The sequence below is a fragment of the Flavihumibacter profundi genome (assembly GCF_020076305.1).
In the GTDB taxonomy this organism is placed as follows: Bacteria; Bacteroidota; Bacteroidia; order Chitinophagales; family Chitinophagaceae; genus Flavihumibacter; species Flavihumibacter profundi.
Genome location: NZ_JAIQXE010000001.1, coordinates 152,366 through 178,706, shown reverse-complemented (window position 1 = coordinate 178,706; position 26,341 = coordinate 152,366). Strand labels below are relative to the sequence as shown.

Genomic DNA, 26,341 nt, shown 5'->3' with positions numbered 1-26,341 from the left:
TGACCAAATTATTCTGTTACTTCATATGCGCATTGCTTAAGCGAAGTGAATTATGAAATACAGAGTCATTCAATACCTTGCACTTATTACCATTTGTTATTGTAGCCTTTTTAGCCAGGCCCAATCCAACCCTTACTATATTACCAACCAGGCGCCGCTGCAACCACAAGCTTATGTTGCACTTCCGCTGGGGAGCATACAACCAAAGGGCTGGCTTTTAAAAATGTTGGAATTACAAAGGGCTGGACTTACCAGCAATCTTGATAGTGTTTATAAAGAAGTTTGCGGTCCCGCCAATGCCTGGTTGGGTGGAAATGGCGATGCCTGGGAACGGGGCCCTTATTGGCTAGATGGGCTGGTGCCTTTAGCCTATATACTCAACGACCAGCAATTAAAGGATAAAGCACAGCAATGGATTGAATGGAGTATTGCCAACCAGCGGGAAGATGGCTATTTCGGCCCGCGACCACCGACCAAACCTTTGCCCAGTGTAAAAGGTGTACAAAATACTGACCATGAAGACTGGTGGCCCAAAATGGTGATGTTGAAAGTATTGCAGCAATATTATTCAGCAACAGAAGACAAAAGGGTACTGAAGCTGATGTCGGGATATTTTAAATATATGCTCCTCCATCTTCCCCAGCAACCCTTAGACCATTGGACCTTCTGGGGTGCCCAGCGGGGAGGCGATAACCTTGCTGTTGTTTATTGGTTATACAATATAACCAAAGAGCCTTTTCTTATAGAATTAGGCGACCTGATCTATAAACAAACCACCCCCTGGAAATCAATTTTCACAGACGGCACCCTGGCAACGGTGAATCCTTTTCCCCAACTACATTGTGTAAACGTAGCCCAGGGTATTAAAACGCCGGTAATATATTACCAGCGTACAGGTGACAGCAGCTACCTGGCTTCGGTGAAAACAGGACTGGAAACCATCAGGAAAGTCCATGGCTTCGCCAATGGCATGTATGGTGCCGATGAGTCAATGCATGGCAATGACCCTACACAGGGATCAGAACTATGCAGTGCGGTGGAAATGATGTTTTCCTTTGAAAGTATGCTACCTATCACGGGGGATGTGGCTTATGCTGACTACTTAGAAAAAATCGCCTTCAATGTTTTACCGGCGCAACACAATGATAAATTTACCCTACGCCAATATTTTCAACAACCCAACCAGATAAAAGTCACATATGATCACCGGAATTTCTTTGATGATATTGATGGCCGTCTTGTGTTTGGTGTCCTTACAGGCTACCCATGCTGCACAGCCAATATGCACCAGGGATATCCCAAATATGTACAGAATTTATGGTACGCCACTGCTGATGAAGGTGTTGCAGCCTTAGTTTACGGCAGCAGTGATGTAAAACTAAAAGTTCGTGGAGGAAACACCATTAGCTTTACCGAGGAAACAAATTACCCGTTTGATGACCATATAAAATTTACCTATACCACCAACCAATCAGTTTCCATGCCTTTTCACCTGCGCATACCTGCCTGGTGTAAGAAAGCGGTCATCAGGGTAAATGGAGAAATAATTGAGCAACCTGCCGGAAACCAGGTTATAGTGATTAACAGGACCTGGAAAAAAGGAGATATCCTGGACCTGCAATTGCCAATGGAAATACATACCAGCCGCTGGGCAGAAAACTCGATAGCAATTGAACGGGGGCCATTGTTGTATGCGCTAAAAATTGAGGAGGAATGGAAATCCGGTAAGAACAATGATTTTCCACAAGCTTTTTATGAAGTGCTTCCAAAATCACCCTGGAATTATGGGATCACAGATGAGTCTGTCCGGAAAAGCCAGTTTAAAATAACAGAAAAGAAAACAGTTGCTGACATGCCCTGGAATTTACAAAATGCACCAATAAGTATTACGGTCAAAGGGAAACGCTTAATGCAATGGAAGGAGTACAACAATTCGGCAGGTAAATTACCCATCAGCAGGGCAGCCAGCAATGGCGCCCCGGAAGAATTAATTACACTAATACCTTATGGTTGTACTACCTTAAGAATAAGTGAATTCCCTTTAACGGACTAAACTATAAGTCAATCTGGTTATCGCCCAATTCGTTTGTAACAGGAACAAGTAATCTTTCTTCAATTACTTGTTTGAACACATGTTTGGGAAAGGCTCCTGGCTGCATCATTGGTTCGCCATCAACTCCAATAAACAGAATTGTAGGAATACTTTGGATACCAAATACGGCCGACAATTCCTGCTCAATATCTGTATTCACTTTATATATAACAAGCCTGCCTTCATATTCCTTCGAAAGCTCTTCAAGAATTGGAGCTACCATTTTACATGGCCCGCACCAGTCAGCATAAAAATCAATTATTGCAGGCAATGCTCCCTGGTACTTCCAATCTTGTTCTGTTTCGTAATTAAATATATTTTCCTTAAACCCCTGAGTTGTCAGTTGTATTGTTGCCATATTTATAACTATTTACTACAAAATTAAATTAGTAATTAAAATGTGTCAGTAACTTTTGTTACTGTATAGCTCCGGCACTTATGATCAATCAATCTTCAGCTTGTCCAGGATTTTTTCCAAAGGGCAAAAATTCGTAAAACTGCTCTGCAACAGGTTCACACCAACAAATACACCCAGCAGGAGCCAGTGAATACCGACAAAATAAGCCAGGGACACACTTAGTAAAATCATAATTCCTGCAACGGAACGAACTATTTTTTCTCTCATTTTATTTCATTTAATAAATTTTCAGAATAAGAATCCTAACTACAAAGACTTTTCAACAGGGACTAAAAATGCCCTGACAGGAAATCCGCTGTTATTAGTTTCATTATAGATCCTGATCAACTCCAGCCCATTTTCAGCATTTTCCTCAGTAGTAAAGCTGAATATCATAACAGAATCAAATTTTTCATCGCCACTGGCAAACCACTCCCCCAAAGGGTTTGGATGAAGATTATTATCCTTAAATCCAATTACATCTGTCACACTAAAGGCATTAATCAGGGCCTTTTTAAATATTTTTTGAACATCTTCCTGGTATTCTTTCAAACAGGTTATTATAAATAATTTCATATAGTCAAATTTATTGTTCAGGGTATTTTTTTCTCATCATCCTATAATACAGTAAAGGCACAACCAATAAGGTCAAAAAGGTTGAGGTAATTGTACCGCCCATCAGTGAAATTGCGAGTCCCTGGAATATCGGGTCAAACAAAATGATCACTGCGCCTAATGCAACTGCACCAGCTGTTAACAAAATTGGTGTTGTTCTCACTGCACCGGCTTCGATAATAGCCTGCTTCAATGGAACACCTTCCCTTAAGCGTATATTGATAAAGTCAATCAGCAGTACTGAATTCCTTACCATCACCCCGGCTAATGCAATGAATCCGATCATGGAGGTAGCGGTAAAATATGCATGCATCATCCAGTGTCCCAAAACAATTCCCACTAATGATAATGGAATTGCTGCCAGCATTACCAGTGGCACTGTAAAATTCTGGAACCATCCTACGATCAGTATATAGATCATTATGATTACTACCAAAAATGCAATACCAAGATCCCTGAACACTTCAAAAGTAATTTGCCATTCTCCATCCCATTTAATTGAATAATTATCCTCAAGTTCTGGCTGGTGAGTGTATTCTTCCTTAATTGAAAAGCCTTTGGCAACCTGAATATTTTTCAAACTATCAGAGATATTAGAAATAGCATATGACGGACTTTCCAGTTTACCGGCCATATCAGCTAATACGTATACTACCTCTTTCTGGTTCTTGCGATAAATACTTTTCTGCCTGATTTGCCTGGCAACTGTTACTACATCCCGCACAGGCACACTATTTCCCTGCATTCCGGTAATTTTCAAATCGAGGATATCGTTGATATCTGATTTGTCCGAATCACTTAATTGCAGCTTTATAATTGTCTGGTTATACGAAGCAGGCTGGTAAATATTCCCAACTGGCATTCCGGAAAGCGCTGCGTTAATGGTGTTTGTAACCTGTGCCGCAGTGACTCCGTATTTCATAGCTTTTTCTTTATCAACCTCTATATGGTATTCAGGCTGGTCGTCTTCAACCATCCAGTCCACATCAACAACATCTTTGGTATTATTAAACAAGGACTTGACCTGTGAGGCAATTTTTACCTGCTCCTTATAATCTGGTCCATATATTTCAGCGACCAAAGTAGATAATACCGGGGGACCAGGTGGCACTTCAACAATTTTCACATTGGCATTGTATTTTTTTGCAATGGCCTGGATAGGTCCACGCATTTCCTTAGCGATATCGTGACTCTGAATTTTCCTATCCTTCTTGTCGACCAAATTAACCTGTATATCTGCCACATTTTCACCGCGACGCAAATCATAGTGCCTTACGAGCCCGTTAAAGCTTATAGGAGCTGCAGTACCAATATAAACCTGGTAATTTTCAACCATAGGTTGCATTGAAATATAACCAGCGATATCTTTCGCAACGGCCTGGGACTTCTCCAGGGTTGTTCCTTCCGGCATATCAATTACAACCTGGAATTCATTCTTGTTATCGAAAGGCAGCATTTTTACTGCCACTGCCTTTGTATAGAACATTGACAGAGACCCAAGCAAAATGACAACTATGCTAACGATAAATGTCCAGCGCTTCCACCTTGTTTCCAGCATTGGGTGAATAAACGAACGATAAATTTTATAAATACCGCTCTCTTCAAGTGACAATGGTTTGCTCTCCTCATGCGCCACACCCTTTTTTTCTTTTTCACGAAGGAATATATAACCGAGGTATGGTGTAAGTGTTAAAGCCACTACCAAGGAAAGCATCATCGCAATAGATGCACCTATTGGCATCGGGCTCATATAAGGGCCCATCATTCCAGATACAAAGGCCATTGGCAATACTGCCGCGACAACTGTAAAAGTGGCCAGGATTGTAGGATTACCCACTTCATTAATAGCATAGATTGCGGCCTGCAGCGGTGGCAGTTTTTTCATCTTAAAATGCCTGTGCATATTCTCTGCTATAATAATGGAATCATCCACCACAATACCCGTAATAAATACAAGTGCAAACAGGGTTATACGGTTCAATGTATAATCCATGAAGTAATAACTGAACAATGTTAGCGCAAACGTTACGGGAACAGACAAGAACACCACCAGTCCGCCGCGCCAGCCCATAGCCAGCATTACGAATGCTGTAACAACAACAATTGAAATAAATAAATGGAATAGTAATTCCGACACTTTATCAGAAGCTGTTTCACCGTAATTCCTGGAAACAGTCAATTGAACATCAGCAGGAATTAAATCCTTTTTAAGGTGATCAACTTTTGAGATAATTTGCTGGGACAATTTCATTGCATCAGCACCCTTCTTCTTGGCGATACTTAAAGTAATTGCAGGGTAATTTGATTTGAATTTCGCTGAATTCAACGTATCTGCCTTTCCATATCCAAACAACACGTATTGACTTGATGTTTCCGGTCCGTCTTCAACCTTTGCGATTTGTTTGAGGTATACCGGCTGCTGTTGGTTTAATCCCACCACCAGGTTAGCAACATCATCGGAATTAGTCAGGAAATTCCCTGTTTCCACTGAAAAAGCAGTATCCTGTTGCAGGAGATTGCCACTTTGCATCTGTGCATTTCCACCCTGGATTTGTTTGCTTACAGATAAAAAATCAACATGGTTCTCAGCCATTTTTATTTTATCAAGGAATACCCTCACCTCGCGGCTCCTGCCTCCCAATATATTAACGTCAGAAACATCGGGAACTTTCTTTATTTCATTTGTCAATACCTGGCCAAGCTGCTTCAATCGGTAATCATCGTAGGAATCACTCCACAGGGTTAAGCCCAACACCGGAACATCATCGATGGCCCTTGTTTTAATGAGTGGCATGGTAACCCCCTGGGGCATTTTATCCATATTCTTCATCAGTTCACTGTACAATTTAACCAGTGAACGTTCAACATCTTCCCCTACATGAAACTGAACAATCAGCATCGCCTGACCTTTCATAGAGGTAGAATAAACGTATTCCACCCCCTTTACATTGGAGATCATTTTCTCCATTGGCGCCGAAACTTTAGTTTCAACATCTTTAGGCTCAGCTCCGGGATAGCCAATAAATATATCAGCCATTGGAACCTTGATCTGGGGCTCTTCTTCGCGCGGAATTAAAAAGGTGCTGTACCCGCCAATCAGGAGAAAGGCGAGCATCAGCAGTATTGTTAATTTCGACTGCAAAAAGCCCTTTGCAATATTTCCGGAAAAACCATTTTTCATTTGATTATATTAATTCGTTAATTCATTTTACAATGCTCCAATCACCAATACTTCTTATTTAATTTTCACCTGGGCACCATTGTATAATTTACCATCGGCACTTACAACAAACTGTTCATTTTTACCAAGGCCGGAAAGCACTTCAACATTCGCTCCATAAGTCTTGCCCAGTCTAACCCAACGCAACAATGCCGTATTATTACTACCAATGGTATATAAACCGGTCAGTTGATCTTTAAATTCAATACTGGAAACCGGCACCATTAACCTGTCGCCATCAATTTCAACAGTACCTTTTTGTACCACAGGAATGGCTACGTTTGCGTACATACCTGCATACAAACCAACTTTATCTTTATCGGCGATAGCCACTTTTATAAGGTATTGGCCACCAGTAAACTCAGAAGATTGATTAACCTGTGTAATAGTTCCTGGAATTGATTTGCCAATTGCACTAATAGTTATAGTGGCGGTTCCCCCCTGCTTAATCTGGCTGATAGAATTTTCAGGAACGGAAGCACTTACCTGGTAGCTGCCACTCTGCTCAATTACCAGGATAGGCATACCTGGGTTGGCCATATTACCGGCTTCTGCTAATTTTTGGGTAACTATTCCGGCAAAAGGTGCTTTTAAATTGGTATAACCAAGCATTGCATTTACCTCATTACGCATTTGTTTCGCACCCTCTAACCTTGATTTGGCTGCATTATACTGGAGGGTAACATTGTCTAATTCCTTTTCCGTAGCACTTTGCTGTTTGTATAAAACAGTAAACCGGTCATAGTCTTTTTGTGCACTATTCAATGCAGCCTGAGCTTCTTCAATCATAGCATCTGCCTGGGCCCTTTTTGCAAGCATGTCCTGGTTACTGATAGTTGCCAGCAACTGACCTTTTGCTACACGATCACCAACTTTCACTTTCAGCATGGTAATGTAACCCATGACCCTGGTACTGATATTAACGGATTGTGAAGCTTCAATCTTCCCGCTGATATTCAATTCCTTTTGATCAGATCCCGAAGGAGTTCCCACTGTTACAACAATTGGCGTGTTAGTTACAGCCTCAGTTTCCCTTTTTTCATTTGAGGAGCATGCTGTTAAAGCCAGGAGTCCAACCCCGGTAAAAATCTGAAAAGTCTTTTTAAAATTATTAGTCATATTCATGTTTTCCGTAGTTTATTTATTTGAAGTAGTTGTTAAAAATTGTACATATGCACTGGTTACTTCAGCAGCAAACACCGACTGTGCCAGGGCAAATTTTTGTTGTGACAATTGCGTTGCAGACATCAATACATCTGTTGTATTGACTAAACCCTGCTGGTACCTGTTTTGCAAAATCTGCAATGATTCGGTTGCCTGCTCAATGGAGGCCTTCTTTTGGGTTATTTCAAAACGGGCATCGCCTAAGTCACGAAAAGCTTTATCGAGTTCCAACTGGCTTTGGTCCTTTTGTTGCTCCAGTTCCATGGCTAATTTGTCGCGCTCCAATGTTTGCGTGGCAATTGTATTTTTTGTCCGGTTCCCTTTAAATATATCCCAAGACAACTGAATGCCTGCTAAATAGGAATTTGAACCGAAACCCAGCATTTTGCTATCATTGAGCTGGTAATTTCCAAATGCATTCAATTTTGGCAGGTAGGTTTTCTTATTCGCTGTTATCATCAGGTCAGAAGCTTCAAGCGCCTTTTGCATGGCCACAAAATCAGCCCTCGAATCAGCAACTTTAACTGTAGTATCAATTACATTTGGATTAGTACTAAGGTCAGTTCCAACTTTATAAACCGTACCATCTTTTGCACCCATTAACAGGCTTATATAATCAGATGCATTGCGGACATTACTCCTGGCTTTTGAAAGGTTGCTCTCAATAGTTTTAACTTGCACCTGAGCATTTAACAAATCAGATTTCTGTATCAAACCCTGCTTAAAGTGATTTTCAGTAAAACTGTACACTTCATTTATGGTTTTCAATGCCTCTTCTAACACATTTACAGCGTTATATGCCAACTGTAGTTGCAGGTAGGCTTTCTGTACTTCAAAAGTCAGGTATTCCTTTGTTCGCTGTGTTTTAAACTGGTACAATTCAGTTTGCTTTGCAGCCGCTTTCCTTTTGTAGATTAAATCCATATTTAACAATGGTTGCTGCACTTCCAGCCTGGTTGTAAAATCGCCAGTTGCGGAGGGATTATTAAGCAGATCAGGATTAAAATCTTTCGCCGTAACAGATTGTTGCTGCAGTTTAAATCCGAAAACATTAAGGGGATTATTCGAAGTTAATGCAGTGTATGAAAAACCAACCTGCGGTAGAAAAATAGCATCAGTCTGCTTATAATTCTGGGCTGCTATACTTTCATCCAGTTTTGTTAACTGAATAGCTTTATTATTATTTAAAGCCGCAGCAATAGCCTCATCCAGACTTAAATTCCTTGAACTATCCTGTGCTGAAACACTTAATACGCTACTAATAAACAAAGCAAATGTTCCGACCGCCACTGAGATAAAATATTTTCTTTTGTCCATTAATTAAAAATTTATGCGCAAAAGTAATTGGCGTAAAAAGCTTTAATTGTGACTTTTGTGACCTATGGATTTTTTACTCAAATATTTTTCAACAGGGCATAAAAAAAAGTACTGTTCAAGAAATTATCTATGAACAGTACTTTAATAAAACCATTGCCTGAAGCAGGTTTATATACCTTAAAACTTCATAATCATCAATGCACAAACCTGATTACGTCATCAACCGTTCCACCGTTTATAACATTGGTAAATCCATTCTGCATTAAAATTGATTTTGCCTGGCCGCTACGGTTTCCGCTGCGGCAAAACACGACAATATTTTCTTTGCCTTTAAATTTGGCAAGTTGAGACCCAATAGTATCCAAAGGTATATTTACAGCACCTGGTACACTACCGCCTGCAAATTCAGCAGGAGTTCTTACATCCACTAAAAAAGCGCCTTTCTCAATTATGCTTTTTAAATCTGCGGTTTCACCGCCAAATAATGATTGAAAAATATTCATTGTTTTTAATTTTACGATTTTTGATTTATAAGTTGATTTTTAAACTGCTTTATTTTCATCCTTCGCCTTAATGTCCTTTTTAAACATACCGAATAATAAAGCCCCCATACCCGCGCCATAAACAGTACTGTTAAACGGTTTTGATGTTATCATACAGGTTCCTGATGAACATCCAACCTGCTGCCAGTATAAAAATCCGGCAACTGCCCCGATGAGGGCACCAAACAGGTAAAGTTTATTTCCGTTAACCCACTTCTTCATAAATGATTTCTTTATTAGTTTCAGATGTCAAATTTTTCTTTGGTTGAGTATAACATCCGCCAGTTCCACAACAACCTATATTAAATATTGCCATACCAGATATCAATAAGCCAACCAGGCCAAACATCGTATCTCTTGACAGGATAGCCTGTACAAATATGGCCAAACCCAAAACCAACCTGATGACCCTCATAAAATTCCAATTACTAAATATTTGCTGCTTCATCTTTTATTAATTATCGTATATAAATATGCCTTCCTATAATAAGCTCAGGTAGCTATATAAATTCAAGAACCAAAATTAGAAAGAAGCAACCGGGCTATTTGTAACAAAGGTTACAAATAGCCCGGTTGCTTCAAAACATAAGGAATTACGTGTTATGCGTAACGGATATATTACGGGGAATCTTTAAGTGATAAAATAAATTTCACCATTGTCTCTGCTTCTTCCTGAGGGATTTTAGGATGGGGCAACATTACAGATTTACCCCAGGCACCAGATCCCCCAAGTATGACCCGCTGTGCCAGCAAGCTTATATACCCATTGTTTACCGGGTATCTTTTTGCAATATCCTTAAATGCAGGGCCCTTTGCCCTATTCTCTTTAGTATGGCATTCATAACAGTCGGAATAGGCGATCAGCACTTCACCACGCCTTGCAACCTCTATAGGGATGCTGTCACTAGGCCCATCTATTTTCCGGATATAATCTGCCTTTTTATGGACCTCTTTTTTCTCCTGCGTATCACAAGCCAGCCAAAAAATGGCGAAAACAAAACAACATATAAACAACCGGCTTGATTTTCCCATCATCATAAATATTTCTATATGGCAGCTTAGTATTGCCGTTAAATTACGAAAAGCCCCGGCAAAATACCGGGGCTAATGTCCAATAATCAAACCGTCAATATTTATAAAAGGGTAGTCGGACAAACATATTCCGATTTCGCCACATCTGTATTTTTCAGTTCAGTAAAGCCGCCAACAACATCTGAGAAATTTTCCCAGCCCCTTTGCTTCAGGATAGACGCAGCAATCATGCTTCGATAACCACCGCCACAATACAAAAGAAAAGGTTTTTCCTTTGGAATTTCAGCCAGGTGGCTGTTAATCTGGTTTAAAGGAATATTGATGGCCCCAATGACATGCTCAGAATCGTATTCACTAGCTTTTCTTACATCAAAAACAACAGGCTTCCCGGCTTTGTACTGCCGCTCAAATTCAGTGGCTGTAATCCGATTTATGGTATCCACTTCCTTGCCTGATGCTTTCCAGGCAGAAATGCCACCCTGCAAATAACCCAGGGTGTTATCATAGCCAACACGGGACAACCTGATGATTGATTCTTCTTCCCGGCCTGGTTCAGTTACCAACAGGATTTCCTGTTTTACATCAGGAATCATCTCCCCTACCCATTGAGCAAAACTTCCATCAATACCAATATTTATACTATTCGGGATAAATCCTTTAGCAAATTCAGAAGCTTCCCTGGTGTCTAAAATCAATGCCCTTGTTTCATTAGCAGCTGCTTCAAACTCTCCCACATTCAATGGGTGCTTGCCTCTTTTCATAATTGTATCCAGGCTCTCATACCCTTTAATATTCATAAGTACATTCTGCGGAAAATATCCCGGAGGTGCTGTAAGGCCCTTTAGCAATACTTTAATGAACTCCTCTTTGGTTAGCGCTGGATTAAGTGCATAATTCACTTTTTTCTGGTGACCCAGCGTATCGGTAGTTTCTTTACTCATCATCTTACCGCAAGCACTTCCTGCACCATGGTTTGGATAGATGATCAGGTCATCACTTAACGGCATGATCTTATTCCGAAGGGAATCGTATAAATGTCCGGCAAGTTTTTCTTCTGTCAATTCAGCAATTACATGCTGAGCAAGGTCAGGCCTGCCCACATCGCCAATAAACAAGGTATCTCCTGTAATAAGGCCGTGTTCCCTGCCATTTTCATCAATCAACATATAGGTGGTGCTTTCCATGGTATGGCCGGGCGTATGAATCACTTTTACACTGCAATCACCCACTTTAAATACCTGGTTATCCTCTGCAATGATCGCCTCGTAAGCAGGTTTTGCAGTCGGGCCGAAAACAATTTTTGCCCCGGTCTTTTTCATGAGGTCGAGGTGACCACTCACAAAATCTGCATGGAAATGTGTTTCAAATACATACTTGATTTTTGCATTATCTTTTTCCGCCTTATTGATATAGGGTTGAACTTCCCTGAGGGGGTCAAATATAGCTGCCTCACCTTTGCTTTCGAGGTAATAAGCAGCATGTGCAATACAGCCAGTATAAATTTGTTCTAATTTCATAATTAATATTTTTCACGGTTTACTGGTTATAAAATTGGCCAAAAAACATAGCCTGTTCTGTTACAAAAGTTACATTATGACATGATTTTAATCATGTTTTCCAAAAAAAATGACCAAAACATTCTGTTGTGTGCAGGTTTATTGATTAATTAAATTCCTACAATCAGACAAACCCATTATCTTTTAAAAAAAAAACTGATGAAGGTGCTTCGGAACATTGGGATTGTGCTGCTCGCCCTTTTGTTATGTGGCTGGATCTGGTCCAGGTTTGGGCGGGTAGATGAGACCCCCCTGGCAACTAAAATAGAACCTGCTGCCATTGAAGTTATTAATTTTGGCAAGGCCGATTCTGCAGACGGGAATATAATTGGCATGCAACCCATTTTAACCCCTGCTAACTATGCCAATGAAGCCAGTTTTTACCAGTTATTGCGGATCTATATGGAACGGGCAAAATCAGGTGGATTATTCAATAAAAAGACCATTGTAGTTTTCCCCGAGTATATCGGTTCCTGGCTCGTGGCTGCCAATGAAAAGAAGAAAGTTTTCGATCCCGCCGCAACAATTACTGATGCCCTGACCCTGCAGGTAGTCAGCAACCTGTTTGCATACCTTCCTGCATATTTCAGCAGCAGTTCGGCCGACAGGACTAAAGAAGCATTATTCCGGATGAAACAAAAAGAAATCGCCGGTATTTATCAATCCGTTTTCAGCAGGCTTGCCAGGGACTACCAGGTAACAATAGTCGCTGGATCAGCAGTGCTGGCAGATCCCGAGGTAACTCCTGATGGTATAATTGCAACGAGGCCAGGAAAATTGTATAACACTTCAGCGGTATTTGATATCCAGGGAAAAGTAATGCAGCCTTTGATCAAAAAAATATTCCCCATCACCGACGAGCAGGGGTTCACCTGTGCTGCCGAAACAACCCAGTCGCCGATTTTTAATATACCTGCCGGAAGGCTTGCAGTGCTGGTTTGTGCGGATTCCTGGTTTCCTGCAGCTTACAGGAATTTAAACAACAAGGCCGATGTGATCGCTATCCCTTCTTTGGGAGGACCCGATTCGGTATGGACCTCTCCCTGGAATGGTTACAATGGATTTCCGCCACCTGCAGATGTTGATACCGTTGCAGATTACCACCATATCACCGAAGGAGATGCATGGGCAAAATATGCCATGGCAAAGCGGGCGCCTGCAGCAGGCATACACAATGGCATGAATGTTTTCTTTTCAGGGAAAATGTGGGATATGCACCCGGAAGGCCGAACACTAACCTTGCAAAATGATTCATTGCATATTAGTGATCCGGCAAAAAACAATGGAAGGATAACTAATCTTTGGTTTAAAAAATAAGTTTAGCAATATGTATGACATAATCATTATCGGAGCCGGCTATGCCGGTCTGGCTGCGGCACGCCAGTTAAAGAGGGCGGGAAAAAAAATCCTGGTTATTGAAGCGCGCGACAGGGTTGGTGGCCGCATCCATACACAAACCCTCGATGATGGAAATTATATTGATCTTGGCGGGCAATGGATCGGCCCGACACAGGACCGTATGTATGCGTTAGCAGGCGAATATGGCATTGAAACATTTTCAACTTATGATAAGGGGAAAAGCACCCTATATACCAATGAAAAAACAAAACTATACCGGGGCATTATCCCGCCACTACCGCTTTTCGCTTTACTGAGCCTGGATGCTGCCATAAAAAAAATAAATAAGCTGAGCAAGCAAATCAACCTGGACAAGCCGTGGCTGTCGCCCAATGCAGCAGCATATGACCAGATCAGCCTGGCAGACTGGATGGCGCGGCAAATGAAAAATGAAAAAGCCAGGCAATTATTTACTGTTGCTGCGGATGCGATTTTTGCAACAGACGCATCAACGATTTCTTTCCTGCATGCTTTATTTTATACAAAAAGCGGGAAGGATTTCGATACCCTGATGAATATTAAAAAAGGGGCGCAACAGGACCGGATAAAAGGTGGTGCGCAAAGTATTGCTAATAAAATAGCTGATGAACTGACAGAATGCATCCAACTGAATACCGAGGTAAAGTATATCAACCAGTTGGCAGATAGCGTTGAAATCAGTGGCGAGGATTTTATATTTTCAGCTAAAAAATTAATCCTGGCAGTGCCGCCTGCTGTAGCGAACAAAATCACTTTTGCTCAACCACTGCCAGATAAAAAACGGCAATTCCTGCAAGAAAACTTTATGGGAACGGTTTTTAAATGTTATGCCATTTACAAGGAACCATTCTGGCGAAAAGAGAATCGAAATGGTTTATGCGCAGCGCCAGGACAGCCTGTTTCCGTTACTTTCGATAATTCCCCTGCAGATGGAAATAAAGGAATCCTGATGGGCTTTTCCCTGGCCGGTAAGGCAAAGGAATTGCTTTTACTAACAGAGGAGCAAAGAAAGAAAGTGGTACTGGATTGCTTTTCTAAATATTTTGGCAAAGCCGCCGGAGTACCGGAATTCTATATGGATAAAAGTTTCACAGAAGAAGCTTTTAGCCTGGGCTGTTATGCTGGTATGATGCCATTGAATGCCTGGACTACCATTGAAGACGGAGCCAGGATGGTTACCGGAAATATCCATTGGGCCGGAACAGAAACAGCAACGAACTGGAATGGCTATATGGAAGGTGCAGTACTCAGCGGTGAAAGGGCCGCTAGTGAAGTGCTGCGCCAATAAATGCGCCCAGCTTTTCATAACCCTTTTCATTAGGATGCAAACCATCGCTAAAAAGAGATTCATCAATCTGGCCACCTTTTTTTATAAACAGTTTTCCCGCATCTGCAAATTTCACCGGAGTGGATGAAAAATTTTTAGCAATAAGCGCATTTAATCCGGCTACCCTCTTTTCCGATTCACGGCGGGGCAAAATGCCCATTACCAGCAATTTTGCTTTTGGCTGCCGTACCCTGATAGCATTTACAAGGAACTTTAATCCTTCAGCAATTTCCCGGTCTGAATTATACCCTATATTATTTGTCCCGATCATTAACACAATATTTTTTGGGGAAATGCCCTCCAGTTCGCCGTGGTAAACCCGCCACAATACATTCTCAATACGGTCCCAGCCGAAACCCATATTGGTGCTTTCTCCAAGGCCGAAGTATTTGCTCCATGAATTAACTCCCCTTGCAATTGGCGCAGTTGGCAGGCCGGCCCAATAATGGGTTATAGAATTGCCTATCAATACAGTTTGTGGCATTTGGGTTTTATTTCTAGCCAGGATTTCTTCATGCCTTTTTACCCAATCATATATAGCCCCATCGCGGTGTTGTGTAACCGGAATCGTAGTTGTTAAAGTTCCTGCTGGTTCATTAAAAATGAGCCTTATTTTTTTTTCATAGGCCAATGCATATTTCATCATACCAAGATCATTGGGATGGATCCCGTCAACCATTGATTCTATGTCCTGGTCAATCTCCTTTTTGGAGAGATAATAAATATCTTTCACTTTCTTCAGGAGTAAAGAATCATAAAGTTCTTTCTGGGCCTTATTTACATTTTCGATAGCGCTTTGCCTGTTTGGATCCACTGCATCACCGGTAAAGCCATCATGCTCCACCAACAGTATGGGAACGCCAGCCCTTTTGCTTTGCAGTTGTAAAATGGCAGAACGGATAAGATTTTTTAAAGCAGCAGGTGAGATCTCCTTACTGGTGAGGTTGGGCAGGCAATCCAATACATAAAGTTTCGCATCAACTTCTCCAACCAGGTCAAGCACTTCTTTTTCGAGCCTGCCATTTCCCGAGAATCCCAGGTTAATAACCGGCTGGTCAAGATGCCGCCCCAAAATTGATGTCCATGCTAAACCCGGACGCGAGGCGCAGGCGCCCTGTGCAATGGAAGTACCATAAACTACCAGGGGCTTTTCCTGGGAAACCGGCATTACAGCAAAGTTGCTTTCAGCCGGAACGCTGACCTCCAGCCAACGCACTCCATTATACAATGGGAGGTATAGCGTGTATTCCCTGTCGTTTATATATTGGTCTTTCGCAAGCAGGTCATTGAATTGATAGGTGATTGTATCTCCAAAACTAAATTTACCACCACACCATAACCATTGTCCATCGCTATTCCTGGCATACAGATCCACTCCGCTTACACCTGTTGCAGGCATATGTGGTAATTGAAGACTTCCTGTAACTTTTAGCTTAACAAGAATTTCCTTTGCATCGGTCCTGAAACGCAGGAATGTTCCCGCAGAATTTTCAGAAAGGTCCCACACATCTTTCCGGACTTTAGATGCTGCCCGCGCCGGGAGACGGTCATAATAATTCTTTACCTCCTTAGGCCAGGCCTGGCCATTCAAAAGGATCGCGGTATCCATTGCAGGGTTCCAGTTCTTATAGATTTTCTGCGATGATGCAATACCTGAACTTAATGTAAAAAAAACAAAAGACAGAAAGCGTATTACCAGCTTATAAGAAACCATCTGTTCTATTTTTAATAAATTGAATTTTGCTTTTGCGCAAGTTTCCTTTTCACAACATCAGCGGGATATTTAAGTGCCAGTTTCCGGATCTCATAACTGAATTCAGTAAAGGTTTCTTCCCATAGTTTAGCTTCTTCCGGCGTATATTCATAAAATCCCTTTGCATTCGCAACACCTTTTCCCCCTTCCCTTACAATTTTATCGATCAGTTCAGGCACTTCGGTGCTGTTATTCAAGGTTGGGAAAAGGTCCTTCATTACAGTGTGATAAGCAGGCACACCAGTCAGGTCCATCCAGCGAAAAACACCCACCAGGGTCATCCAGTAACCAGCATTATTGCGGCAAGCCCGATCAACATCTTCAACCGTAGCATAACCATTTTCTACAAGGAAACAGGCTTCCCGGTACATCGCATACATCAGCCGGTTAGTAATAAATCCCCTGATATCCTTTCGCACCAGAGTGGGCTCCTTACCCCAGAAATGGGATAATTCATACAAGAATTCTGCCTGTTCTGGGTCGCTCAATTCGCCACAAATAATTTCCAGGAACCTTGTTGTATGGGAAGGTTCAGCCCAATGCAAACCAAAAAACCTTGCCGGAAAACGGGTTTGCTTTTGGAGAATGCTGATCGGAATCGCAGATGTATTGCTGGTTAAAATAGCATCACTGGAAATTACATTTTCAATTTTATCGTAGACTGATTTCTTAATTTCTATATTTTCAAGGGTACATTCAATAACTACTTTACAGTTACTCAGTTGCCCAAAATCTTCTGTGATCGTAATATTCTGCAAATAAATATCCGGGAGTTGCGCAAGCAGTCCATGTTCATGCGACCTGCTTAAATGCTCCCGGATCCTTTTTTCAGCTAACTCAAGGTCAAGGGGAAGTGGCGCTACTGCAATGACTTTATGACCTGCCATCAGCAGGCAGGTAGAAATACTGCAGCCCATCAATCCAAGGCCTACAACTCCAACCTCAATCGTTGAAACATCTGTTATTTTATCCATGAAGTAAGATTTTAGTATGTTGCCCTTCCACCTGAAAGGTCAAAAACAAAACCAGTGGTAAAACTATTTTCAGGAGAAACTATAAAGCACGCCATATTCACTAATTCATCGAGAGTGCCACAACGTTTCATTGGAATTTTATCGGTCATATATTTCACCTGCTCTTCGGGCATCTTATCCACCAGTGCGGTTTTAATAACTGCAGGCGCAATAGCATTAACTGTTATACCCGTTTCCGCATACTCCTTTCCCTGCACTTTAGTCATGCCAATTACTGCGGCCTTAGATGATGAGTAAGCCAGCATCCCGGCATTCCCTTCCTTTCCGGCAATTGACGCAAAATGCAGGATACGGCCATAATTGTTTTTCAGCATTACCGGCAGGGTATATTTTGAGGTGAACCAGGATCCCATGAAATTGACATTAAATACTTTTACAAGGTTTTCTGTATCGACCTCATGGCTTTTTATATTTGTAATACCTGTGATGCCGGCACAATTTACCAGTATATCAATCCTGCCAAAATGTTGGGCAATTTTTTCAATTGTTTTTTTTACTGCAGGTTCATCTGTGATATCAATAGGGTAAAATTCAAATTCAGTCCTGATCTCTTCCCTGATCTGTGAAAGCCCTTCGGTATAACGATCAATCAGGGCAAGTTGAATACCTGATTCTGACATTTTCTTAGCCATGGCCAATCCTAATCCGGATGCTGCTCCAGTGATAATAGCGACCTGCTTGCTTAAAGTATTGTTCATCGGGTAGAAATTAAAATGGCATTATCGTCATTTATACCGGCAATGATTTTTGGTGAATCGCCGGCATGGATAAGTTTCATGTTCTTTACATTTCCCCTTAAGCTTAATCCACTGATGGTTTGCGGAGCATAATTAAATCCGGAATGGCCATCACCAAGCAACAGCACGCCATGATTGGCGCAATAACGGCCAAATTTTATCCTGGTCCAGGTATTGTTTCCAGCCAGGAGGATATCTTTTTTTCCATCTTTGTTCAGGTCTTCGAGAACAATTCCAAACACTGGCGCATATTGTGCAGGCAATGGCAGTTCATGAACTGCAAATCCCTTGTCACCCTGGTTTTCCAGGTACACAGTTTGCATGGTTTCAGCTTTCAGGATACCTGCATTTTTTAATTGGTCGGGCGTAAAAATATCATTTATCGTTGCCGTTGCATATTCCTTGTATTCAAGGAATTTTTTCTTTACAAAAGGAAGCTGGTCTGTTAGGTCATCCCTTGAAACAGCCGGATAAGACACGCCATCAATATAATAACACAACACGGGGTCAATGGAGCCATTCATATCAAAGTCTTTGAAATAGATACTCATGGGGTCCTTGTCATTTACATGAAATTGTGTGTTGTTACCACAGTTGCCAATTACCAGGTCGAGGTCACCATCTCCGTCCATATCAGCGGCTGATATCCTGTTCCACCAACCACTGCTTGCGAAATGTATATAGGTGGACGATGCATCTGAAAACTTGCCTTTATTATTGACAAATATTTTTATGGGCATCCATTCACCAACCAATACAAGGTCGGGTTGTTTATCATTATTAAGATCTGTCCAAAGCGCATCCGTTACCATGCCTGGCTGCATAAGTGCTGCACAGGCAGTTTGTGTGGCATCTGTAAAGTTACCTTTGCCATCATTGGTTAAAATATAGCTCCTTGGAGCAGTCGGGTATTTACCAGGCACTACCCTTCCTCCCACAAATAAATCCAGGTCGCCGTCACCATCCAGGTCAGCCGCTTTTACACAACCTTTACTGGCCAAAACTGCAGGCAGGGCATTTGCCTTCCCGGTAAAATTTCCTTTCCCGTCATTAAGATAAAGACGGTCCTGGTATGCAGGATCATTTTCATTGAATTCATACCCGCCACTTGCCACATAAAGATCTGCATCACCGTCTCCGTCGGCATCAAAAAATGCAGCTGCAACATCTTCGCTGGCGGCGTCCTTCACAAAATCTGATATAGGCTTCAATTTGAAACTATGGTCAGTATTCTGTAAAAAAAGTTGCGCAGGAAATCCTTTTGCGCCTCCCATATAAAAATCTTCCAACCCGTCTTTATTTACGTCTGCCACTTCAACGCATGGGCCTTGCCGGCTCAGGTAATTGGGCAATAATGTTTGTACGGTAAAGTCGTTAAAATTATTTTCCTGGTGGCGTATACCGGGCATGATGGTCTGTGTTAACAGGGCCTTGCTTTTGTCCAGCACGGTATCATAAGTCCAGGTTTCTTTAGCATCTGCCATTTTCAGGTTGAGCAATTGATTCGCCGGAACGGATACCAGTTTTTGAAAATGATCATTGGGCCATATAACCAATACGGAATCGATCTGCGCATTTTTACCTACACCAAAATTTAAAACAGGGTCTGATGAAGATTGAAATCCACGCACAGGTGATTGTTCCTGGTAGATTAATTGTCCTTTACAATACAGTTTCACTTTTGTACCAATTCCCCGCGGGTTTAGTTTCCCACCATCTAACTGTACACGCAGGTAATTATTCTTCACCAGTATTTCGCTGTTGTTCTTATAAATACTTGCAAAATCATTGGAGTTGTTAACCACCAGGTCAAGATCGCCGTCATTATCCAGGTCAACATAGGCGGCACCCGCAGATACCCCTTTCTGATCGAAGCCCCATTCACTGGTTTTTTTCCTGAAAGTGCCATTACCCTGGTTCTGGAAAATATAATTGGGAATTTGGTTGGAAGGCATTTTCCTGATGTATTCGGGGATGGGGTCAACTGAATCTTTATGCATATTGCGGATGACCCGATCAACAGAGTATTTTAAAAAATCCATTTCGGTATAATCCTTAACATAGCCATTGGTCACAAAAAGGTCTTTAAACCCATCGTTATCATAATCGCCGAAAAGGGCGGCCCAGCTCCAGTCTGTATTGGATACCCCGGCAAGTTGTCCTACTTCGCTGAATGTACCATCACCATTATTTTGCTGCAACATATTGCGGCTGTACTGGTAATAAAATCCCTGGGTAAACAGGAATTGGAACTTGTCGAAATTTTCAGCCCCGCTGTGCATCTTGATGGTCTTGTTGTCTTCTGGCATCATGTCCAGCGTTATAAGGTCAGTTAAACCATCATTGTTATAATCTGCCGCATCGGAGCCCATTGAGTAGAGGGATACCTGGTCCATGGCTTTGGAGAGCTGTTCTGTAAAGGTTCCATTGCGGTTGTTCAGGAAAAAATAATCGGGTTCATTAAAGTCATTGGATACTATTATATCTGGCCAGCCATCGTTATTAAAATCTGAAATAGCTACGCCCAAACCAAAGGTGAGCACATTGGATGTGATACCAGCCTGGTCGCTCACATTAGTGAAATGGTTGTTGTCGTTTCGGTACAGTTTGCTGGCGTAATCGGGATTGTGTTCTTTGCGCAGTTCAGGGTTGTCCTGAACGCCGGCAGTATATTTCTGGAGGGAGTGGTTAATAATGAAACAATCGAGGTCGCCGTCTTTATCATAATCAAAAAAAGCAGCCTGCGTAGAATAGCCATTATCGGCAAGACCATATTCATCTGCTTTCTCAGTAAAGCTCAGGTCGCCGTTATTGATAAACAGTAAGTTTTTGCGGCGATCGGGATTTATATCGGCACTTCTGCAGATGTAGATATCCAGTTTACCATCACCGTTTACATCCGCCATTGTAGCCCCTGTACACCAGCCCTGCATTTTATCAACGCCGCTTTTTAGGGTAATGTCTTCAAACTGAAAATTCCCTTTATTGAGGAAGAGTCGGTTGCGTACCATGTTTCCGGTAAACAGTACATCCTGTAATCCATCGTTATTGATATCACCAATGGCAACGCCGCCGCCATTATAGAAATAAATATAATTCGCCACGTTTAAGGGACCGTCTTCAAATAAGGTGTTTTTAAAATTAACGCCGGTTTTTGATTCGGGCAAAGCAGTAAACAAATGGGATTCTTCGTTACTACAACCCCAAAAAACCAGGCTAAAAAAAAGAATAGCGGTATATCCGGAAAGACGAAACATAAAATAAATTTTGGTTGGCGGTATGCAGTAAAAAAAAGATTCCATCGAATTTAACTGCTTCGATGGAATCTTTTATCCTAATCAAAAAAATAAATTAGTTCTTATCCCACCATAGCGGTGTGGTAACTTTATCACCACCTGCGCCAAGTAATGGAACAGCATCTTCAACTGCTTTACTATTGTTTTGCTTTTCTGACAACAGGAAAGGTATCCTTCTGATCCATTGGGTTTTTGGATCCGGGATATCAGGATTTTCAGAATTTGCAACCGGGTACATAATGAAGTTCCTACCCCGGCGATAATCAGCCCAGGCCTCATTGCCATCAGGAAACATCGCAATCCACTTCTGAATGGCGATTTGTTTTAATTGGGTCTCTGCATCTGCTGCAAATTTGATAGGGGCATCAGAAACAGCCGGTGAATTTAAATAATCACCAGGTGCAACTGGCACATTGCTGCTATTAATATACGCAGTAATTGCAGCTCCGTCAGTAATACCCCATTGCTTCATAGAGTTTGTAATACCCGCTTCATACAATTCTTTAGCGGTTTTGCCCATATTCCAGTTCAATAAAGCACCTTCAGCCATATTGAAATATGTTTCTGCAACTGACATAATATTCTGTGGGGTCGTCAGGTAATCAGCATTACCAGCAAAATCCGGGGAGGACCAGCGTTTACCCACTTTAGCGTTCGATGTTGCAAGATTTGGCGTTTCAGTAAGTTGGGTAGAAGTTAATCCATTCCTCAAACCATCATACTGGCCATTTCCGTTTGGATTTGTCTTGGTGGCGCCGTCTGGCAGCCAATAAACCTGCATACGGGGATCCTGGTAGCCTTTTAATACAGACTCCATGGTGGCGCTCATCCTGAACTCATTCCAGTCAGACATAATGGAAAGACCGTTGTTATCTGACCCTGCAGTACTCTTTTGTAGCAGGGCATCATCCGTTGGGCTATTGGATAAAACAAGGCCACCTGCAACAGCGGCTTCAGCTTGTATTTTAGCTTCATCCGGATTCACTTTAGAAATCCGTAAAGCCAGTCGAAGCCTGAGCGAATTGGCAAATTTGATCCACTTATTTACATCCCCGCCATAAATCAGGTCAAAACTTCCATAAGGCTTATCGCTGGTATGGGTTTTAAGCACTGTAACTGCTGTATCCAGCTGCTTAAAGAAGTCAGCATAAATCTTATCCTGTGCATCATAGGGAACAGAATTCCCAGGTTGGCCTGCGCTGAAATAAGGTATAGGGCCCCAATAATCAGTTACCCGGTGAAAGCCTAAAACCCATACGATTCTTGCCATCGCATGTTCGGCACTTTGAGGGTCTGAAGACTGGAAAATTGACTGCAATTGGGGAACCATATCCGTATACACCGGGTTAAAGGCTGCGCCTACCCAATCCATCCTGATATTGAGGCGATCTGATGGGAAATACGTAGCAGTACAGGCGAAATACTGGGCATACTGGTCTGCAAAAAGATTTTGCGCAACCTGGTAGTTCCAGATATTCGGAACAGCGGAAGCTTCTGCTTTTGAAAAAAGGAAAGGCAATTCAGCAGGACCTACTGTTGCAATTGTATTTCTGTCTGTATTAATCTCATCATATTTTTTCGTACATGACCAGAGGAAAATACTGCAACAAAGAAGTGCAATATACGACCGGTTAAAAATTGAGATTCGATTCATATATAATTGTGTTTATATGTTTGAATTAAAAAGTTACCTGTAAATTAAGTCCTAAACTACGTGTGGCAGGTAAAGTTCCATACTCAACACCCTGGTAGTTTCCATTACCCAAACTCATATCCGGGTCAAACCACATTTTTCGGGTACCCAAACCAGGAATATTCATTTTTGAATCTCCTCTGAAAATCCAGAAAACGTTGCGTGCTACAAAGGACAATCTTGCAGATTTCACGATATCTGTATTCTTAATTGGAATACCATATCCTAATGAAAACTCTCGAACCCTGAAATTAGTTGCGTCATAAGCGAAAAAATCTCCAGCACCATAACGCTTACCAGAGGCAACCTGCCAGAAGTCCTGTGCAGAAATTGTTTTAGTAACCGGAGCACCGTTTGCATCTACACCTCCCAGGCTCCATCCACCTTCCCTGTAATTTTCTGTTACCGCTGGAATTCCACTGAATGCAAGGTTCATTTCAGTACCTGAAACCATTGTTCCTCCAACACGACCATCAATCAACAAACGGAGATAAAAGCCCTTATACTCAAACGTATTGGAAAAACCGAAGGTTGCCTTAGGGTTAAAGTTTCCAATATACTGCTGATCGCCGGTAAGAACTGGCTTGCCATTTGTTGCATCAACTATATAATTTCCCTTGGCATCTGTTGCCCATTTAAATGCAAGAAGGTCTCCATATGGTTTGCCTTCTTCAACAACAGGAGTTGCTGAACGGCCGTATCCGCCACCCAGGTAGAAAATCTTCACTTCATCACTTAACGAAATTACCTTATTGGTGTTCATTGCCATGTTAAGGGTAAGATCCCATTTGAAGTCTTTCTTCTGAATTGGAGATCCTGTTATTACTAATTCAAATCCGGAGTTCTGAATATTACCCGCATTGATATACTTGTTGGAATAGCCAGTTGCAACTGGTAAAGCAACCTGGAGTAATTGGTTAAATGAATTACTCTTGTAGTAGGTTGCTGTAAATCCGATACGGTTTTGTAAAAACCTGGCTTCAATTCCGAACTCAAGGTTCTTAACAATTTCAGGTTTCAACCCTGGTAAAGGTAAAGTTGAACTTCTTTGCAGGAAACCGTTTCCGGCGCCTTGTCCATAATTGTAAACAGAATTAAGTAAGCCGAACTTACCACCATTACCCACTTCAGCATAGTTAACACTGGCCTTCAGGAAGGAAATAGCAGTCGGCAAAGTGATTAATTCAGAAAGTAATGCGGAAACACCAACTGAAGGATACAAGAAGCTATACGGTTTAGGTAAACGGGAATCCCAGTCATTCCGTAAACTCATATCCAGGTAGATCGCATCTTTGTATGAAAGGTTAGCCTGACCAAATACAGATTGCGTTTGAACCTGTGTATATGAAGCACTAACTGCCGGGGCCTTCGCGAAATTCATACTGAACTTATTGGTAATATTTAAACCATTCGCAGAAGAAAAGTCAGCATCATATTTTGAATCCTGGAAAATTCCCCCAATCCGATAGTTGATTTTCAGGTCATTGGTAATTTTATTGGCTCCGTCCAACATTGCATCAAACCATTTCTCAGTAACCATAATATTATTCTTCTGGTAATCACCACCAGGTTTTCCCCAAAGAATGGTTCCTTCAGAATACTGGCTTTCACCCCGGTCAAATGTTTTATCAAGGTTGGCTTTACCAGAGAGGGTTAACCAGTCTGTAATTTTATATTTCGCAGTAATAAAACCGATTATACGATCCCGGGATTCATTTATATGTGTACGATTAGTTACCCAGTAAGGATTCTGGTAAATAGAACTCAGCGTTGATGGGAAGAATGTAGGTGTAGGAATTCCCACATTATTCATCATCTCGTAATTTTTCGCATCTGCAGTGGAAATATTCCGGGCCATATTATATATGTCAATAACCGGAGCGTTTTCTTCACCTGTCCGTGGCCTGTTCTTAATATCCTGGTTCAGGTACGTAATTTTGGCGTCTGTAGAAAACCTTTTTCCAATCTGATTAGAAAGGCGAAGGTTCACAGTGTGCCTGTTAAGGCTATTCCCTGGAATAATACCTGTTATGTTGTTATTGGTATAAGATAAATAGGTCTGCATTTTTTCAGTACCACCTGAAACACCTATAGAATTATTATAACTAACGCCGTCGTTGAAGAAATCTTTAACGTTATTGGGCTGCGGAGAATAGGTTCCTGGTTGCAGCAAATGGGTAGTAATGGGCTGACCAGTCATTTTAGCGCCCCAGCTTTCACCAGAGATAAGGGTATCTTTCAAAACGCCACCATTACCTTGTCCATATGAATTCTGGAAATCAGGTAAAGCAAAAACGGACTCAACGGCCACCCCTGTATTAAGGGTCACAGCCACCCTGTCTTTCTTGCCTTTTTTAGTAGTAATAACGATTACACCGTTACCTGCCTGGCTACCATAAAGTGCGGCAGCTGATGCGCCCCGTAATACGTTTACAGATTCAATATCATCAGGGTTAATGCTGGAAGCACCATCAGAACCCTGTACGGATCCAAAATCACTTCCGGCAGTTCCATTTGTATTGTTCGACAATGGAACACCATCCACAACAATAAGGGCATTATTACTTCCCTGAATAGAACGGTTACCCCTCAATACAAGGCGTACACCACTACCGGGACCACCAGATCCCTGGTTAATTACCGCATTTGCAACTTTCCCTGAGAGAGAGTTAAGCACGTTATTTGGATCCCTCGCCTCCGTTAATTCTGAAGGTTTGACAGCTTGCGTGGCGTATACCAGGGTTTTCTTTTCCCTTGTAATACCCAGCGCTGTTACCACTACCTCCCCTAATTGGCCATTACCTTCTTCCAGGCTAACCGAAACCATAGTTTCACCAGCAGCCACTTTAACTTCTTTGGATGCCGATTCAACAGAAGAAATTACCAGGGTTTGGGGTCCTGATGGTACAGAAATACTAAAACTGCCGTTCTCGTCAGTTGAAGTACCTCTTTTTGTGCCTTTTACCAAAATACTGGCCCCTGCCAGTCCCTTATTGGTCTTGGCAGATAGCACTTTACCTGTAACTACCCTATCCTGCGCCATCAGGTATGCGCAGGAAAAGAGCAACAGGAGAGTAAACAAATGTTTTTTGAGTGTCATAAGCAGTGATTTTTTAACAAAAAAGCAATAATAAATTAATCCTGAGATGAAATTGGTGATTTTTTCCTATATAACCCTAATTAAATCAT

General features: G+C 41.7%; 20 protein-coding genes. 3 read left to right on the top strand and 17 right to left on the bottom strand.

Annotated elements, in window-relative coordinates:
• The first annotated feature begins 52 nt into the window (after positions 1-52).
• Positions 53-2,053, top strand: coding sequence for a beta-L-arabinofuranosidase domain-containing protein (locus LAQ65_RS00715; protein ID WP_224115009.1), 2,001 nt, complete (start codon positions 53-55; stop codon positions 2,051-2,053).
• Position 2,054: 1 nt separating this feature from the next.
• Here LAQ65_RS00715 and trxA read toward each other — a convergent pair whose 3' ends face one another.
• From trxA to LAQ65_RS00660, 11 genes are all read right to left on the bottom strand, one after another.
• Positions 2,055-2,450, bottom strand: a complete 396-nt coding sequence (gene trxA, locus LAQ65_RS00710; protein ID WP_224115008.1) for a thioredoxin — start codon at positions 2,448-2,450, stop codon at positions 2,055-2,057.
• An 84-nt stretch (positions 2,451-2,534) separates the two neighbouring features.
• Positions 2,535-2,717, bottom strand: coding sequence for a YgaP family membrane protein (locus LAQ65_RS00705; RefSeq protein WP_224115007.1), 183 nt, complete (start codon positions 2,715-2,717; stop codon positions 2,535-2,537).
• A gap of 39 nt (positions 2,718-2,756) precedes the next feature.
• A complete protein-coding gene (locus LAQ65_RS00700) occupies positions 2,757-3,065 on the bottom strand; it encodes a hypothetical protein (protein ID WP_224115006.1) in 309 nt (102 codons plus the stop codon).
• A gap of 10 nt (positions 3,066-3,075) precedes the next feature.
• Positions 3,076-6,285 (bottom strand): efflux RND transporter permease subunit, encoded by a 3,210-nt coding sequence (locus LAQ65_RS00695; RefSeq protein WP_224115005.1) that lies wholly within the window; start codon positions 6,283-6,285, stop codon positions 3,076-3,078.
• 54 nt (positions 6,286-6,339) lie between these two features.
• A complete protein-coding gene (locus LAQ65_RS00690) occupies positions 6,340-7,443 on the bottom strand; it encodes an efflux RND transporter periplasmic adaptor subunit (protein ID WP_224115004.1) in 1,104 nt (367 codons plus the stop codon).
• Positions 7,444-7,461: 18 nt separating this feature from the next.
• Positions 7,462-8,805: a TolC family protein gene (locus LAQ65_RS00685; RefSeq protein WP_224115003.1), complete on the bottom strand. Its 1,344-nt coding sequence runs from the start codon at positions 8,803-8,805 to the stop codon at positions 7,462-7,464.
• A gap of 194 nt (positions 8,806-8,999) precedes the next feature.
• Positions 9,000-9,308 carry a rhodanese-like domain-containing protein gene (locus tag LAQ65_RS00680; RefSeq protein ID WP_224115002.1) on the bottom strand — a complete coding sequence of 103 codons (309 nt, stop codon included), beginning with the start codon at positions 9,306-9,308 and terminating at the stop codon, positions 9,000-9,002.
• A 39-nt stretch (positions 9,309-9,347) separates the two neighbouring features.
• The gene (locus LAQ65_RS00675) at positions 9,348-9,569 is read right to left on the bottom strand and encodes a DUF6132 family protein (protein ID WP_224115001.1); all 222 of its coding nucleotides are present in this window, start codon (positions 9,567-9,569) and stop codon (positions 9,348-9,350) included.
• The gene (locus LAQ65_RS00670; RefSeq protein ID WP_224115000.1) at positions 9,553-9,795 is read right to left on the bottom strand and encodes a hypothetical protein; all 243 of its coding nucleotides are present in this window, start codon (positions 9,793-9,795) and stop codon (positions 9,553-9,555) included. The genes LAQ65_RS00675 and LAQ65_RS00670 overlap by 17 nt, the downstream gene beginning before the upstream one ends.
• A gap of 170 nt (positions 9,796-9,965) precedes the next feature.
• Complete coding sequence (locus LAQ65_RS00665) at positions 9,966-10,379, bottom strand: c-type cytochrome (RefSeq protein ID WP_224114999.1); 414 nt, start codon at positions 10,377-10,379, stop codon at positions 9,966-9,968.
• 101 nt (positions 10,380-10,480) lie between these two features.
• Positions 10,481-11,896 (bottom strand): MBL fold metallo-hydrolase, encoded by a 1,416-nt coding sequence (locus tag LAQ65_RS00660; RefSeq protein ID WP_224114998.1) that lies wholly within the window; start codon positions 11,894-11,896, stop codon positions 10,481-10,483.
• Positions 11,897-12,094: 198 nt separating this feature from the next.
• Here LAQ65_RS00660 and LAQ65_RS00655 point away from each other — a divergent pair, with 198 nt between their 5' ends.
• Positions 12,095-13,252 (top strand): carbon-nitrogen hydrolase family protein, encoded by a 1,158-nt coding sequence (locus LAQ65_RS00655; protein ID WP_224114997.1) that lies wholly within the window; start codon positions 12,095-12,097, stop codon positions 13,250-13,252.
• A 10-nt stretch (positions 13,253-13,262) separates the two neighbouring features.
• On the top strand, positions 13,263-14,600 hold the full coding sequence (locus LAQ65_RS00650; RefSeq protein ID WP_224114996.1) for a flavin monoamine oxidase family protein: 1,338 nt from the start codon (positions 13,263-13,265) through the stop codon (positions 14,598-14,600).
• Here the strand turns inward: LAQ65_RS00650 and LAQ65_RS00645 are convergent.
• The 6 genes from LAQ65_RS00645 to LAQ65_RS00620 form a co-directional block, all read right to left on the bottom strand.
• Positions 14,578-16,353: an SGNH/GDSL hydrolase family protein gene (locus tag LAQ65_RS00645; protein WP_224114995.1), complete on the bottom strand. Its 1,776-nt coding sequence runs from the start codon at positions 16,351-16,353 to the stop codon at positions 14,578-14,580. The genes LAQ65_RS00650 and LAQ65_RS00645 overlap by 23 nt on opposite strands.
• A gap of 11 nt (positions 16,354-16,364) precedes the next feature.
• The gene (locus LAQ65_RS00640) at positions 16,365-17,366 is read right to left on the bottom strand and encodes a 3-hydroxyacyl-CoA dehydrogenase family protein (protein WP_224114994.1); all 1,002 of its coding nucleotides are present in this window, start codon (positions 17,364-17,366) and stop codon (positions 16,365-16,367) included.
• A gap of 11 nt (positions 17,367-17,377) precedes the next feature.
• Positions 17,378-18,124, bottom strand: a complete 747-nt coding sequence (locus LAQ65_RS00635; protein WP_224114993.1) for an SDR family NAD(P)-dependent oxidoreductase — start codon at positions 18,122-18,124, stop codon at positions 17,378-17,380.
• Positions 18,121-21,420 carry a CRTAC1 family protein gene (locus LAQ65_RS00630; RefSeq protein ID WP_224114992.1) on the bottom strand — a complete coding sequence of 1,100 codons (3,300 nt, stop codon included), beginning with the start codon at positions 21,418-21,420 and terminating at the stop codon, positions 18,121-18,123. Before LAQ65_RS00630 ends, LAQ65_RS00635 begins: the two co-directional genes overlap by 4 nt.
• A gap of 94 nt (positions 21,421-21,514) precedes the next feature.
• Positions 21,515-23,113 (bottom strand): SusD/RagB family nutrient-binding outer membrane lipoprotein, encoded by a 1,599-nt coding sequence (locus LAQ65_RS00625; RefSeq protein ID WP_224114991.1) that lies wholly within the window; start codon positions 23,111-23,113, stop codon positions 21,515-21,517.
• 25 nt (positions 23,114-23,138) lie between these two features.
• Positions 23,139-26,252 carry a SusC/RagA family TonB-linked outer membrane protein gene (locus LAQ65_RS00620; RefSeq protein ID WP_224114990.1) on the bottom strand — a complete coding sequence of 1,038 codons (3,114 nt, stop codon included), beginning with the start codon at positions 26,250-26,252 and terminating at the stop codon, positions 23,139-23,141.
• Between the last annotated feature and the right edge of the window lie 89 nt (positions 26,253-26,341).

Coding starts and splice junctions, on each gene's coding strand:
- LAQ65_RS00715 (WP_224115009.1), top strand. CDS start 53: ATGAAATACAGAGTCATTCAATACCTTGCACTTATTACCATTTGTTAT.
- trxA (WP_224115008.1), bottom strand. CDS start 2,450: ATGGCAACAATACAACTGACAACTCAGGGGTTTAAGGAAAATATATTT.
- LAQ65_RS00705 (WP_224115007.1), bottom strand. CDS start 2,717: ATGAGAGAAAAAATAGTTCGTTCCGTTGCAGGAATTATGATTTTACTA.
- LAQ65_RS00700 (WP_224115006.1), bottom strand. CDS start 3,065: ATGAAATTATTTATAATAACCTGTTTGAAAGAATACCAGGAAGATGTT.
- LAQ65_RS00695 (WP_224115005.1), bottom strand. CDS start 6,285: ATGAAAAATGGTTTTTCCGGAAATATTGCAAAGGGCTTTTTGCAGTCG.
- LAQ65_RS00690 (WP_224115004.1), bottom strand. CDS start 7,443: ATGACTAATAATTTTAAAAAGACTTTTCAGATTTTTACCGGGGTTGGA.
- LAQ65_RS00685 (WP_224115003.1), bottom strand. CDS start 8,805: ATGGACAAAAGAAAATATTTTATCTCAGTGGCGGTCGGAACATTTGCT.
- LAQ65_RS00680 (WP_224115002.1), bottom strand. CDS start 9,308: ATGAATATTTTTCAATCATTATTTGGCGGTGAAACCGCAGATTTAAAA.
- LAQ65_RS00675 (WP_224115001.1), bottom strand. CDS start 9,569: ATGAAGAAGTGGGTTAACGGAAATAAACTTTACCTGTTTGGTGCCCTC.
- LAQ65_RS00670 (WP_224115000.1), bottom strand. CDS start 9,795: ATGAAGCAGCAAATATTTAGTAATTGGAATTTTATGAGGGTCATCAGG.
- LAQ65_RS00665 (WP_224114999.1), bottom strand. CDS start 10,379: ATGGGAAAATCAAGCCGGTTGTTTATATGTTGTTTTGTTTTCGCCATT.
- LAQ65_RS00660 (WP_224114998.1), bottom strand. CDS start 11,896: ATGAAATTAGAACAAATTTATACTGGCTGTATTGCACATGCTGCTTAT.
- LAQ65_RS00655 (WP_224114997.1), top strand. CDS start 12,095: ATGAAGGTGCTTCGGAACATTGGGATTGTGCTGCTCGCCCTTTTGTTA.
- LAQ65_RS00650 (WP_224114996.1), top strand. CDS start 13,263: ATGTATGACATAATCATTATCGGAGCCGGCTATGCCGGTCTGGCTGCG.
- LAQ65_RS00645 (WP_224114995.1), bottom strand. CDS start 16,353: ATGGTTTCTTATAAGCTGGTAATACGCTTTCTGTCTTTTGTTTTTTTT.
- LAQ65_RS00640 (WP_224114994.1), bottom strand. CDS start 17,366: ATGGATAAAATAACAGATGTTTCAACGATTGAGGTTGGAGTTGTAGGC.
- LAQ65_RS00635 (WP_224114993.1), bottom strand. CDS start 18,124: ATGAACAATACTTTAAGCAAGCAGGTCGCTATTATCACTGGAGCAGCA.
- LAQ65_RS00630 (WP_224114992.1), bottom strand. CDS start 21,420: ATGTTTCGTCTTTCCGGATATACCGCTATTCTTTTTTTTAGCCTGGTT.
- LAQ65_RS00625 (WP_224114991.1), bottom strand. CDS start 23,113: ATGAATCGAATCTCAATTTTTAACCGGTCGTATATTGCACTTCTTTGT.
- LAQ65_RS00620 (WP_224114990.1), bottom strand. CDS start 26,252: ATGACACTCAAAAAACATTTGTTTACTCTCCTGTTGCTCTTTTCCTGC.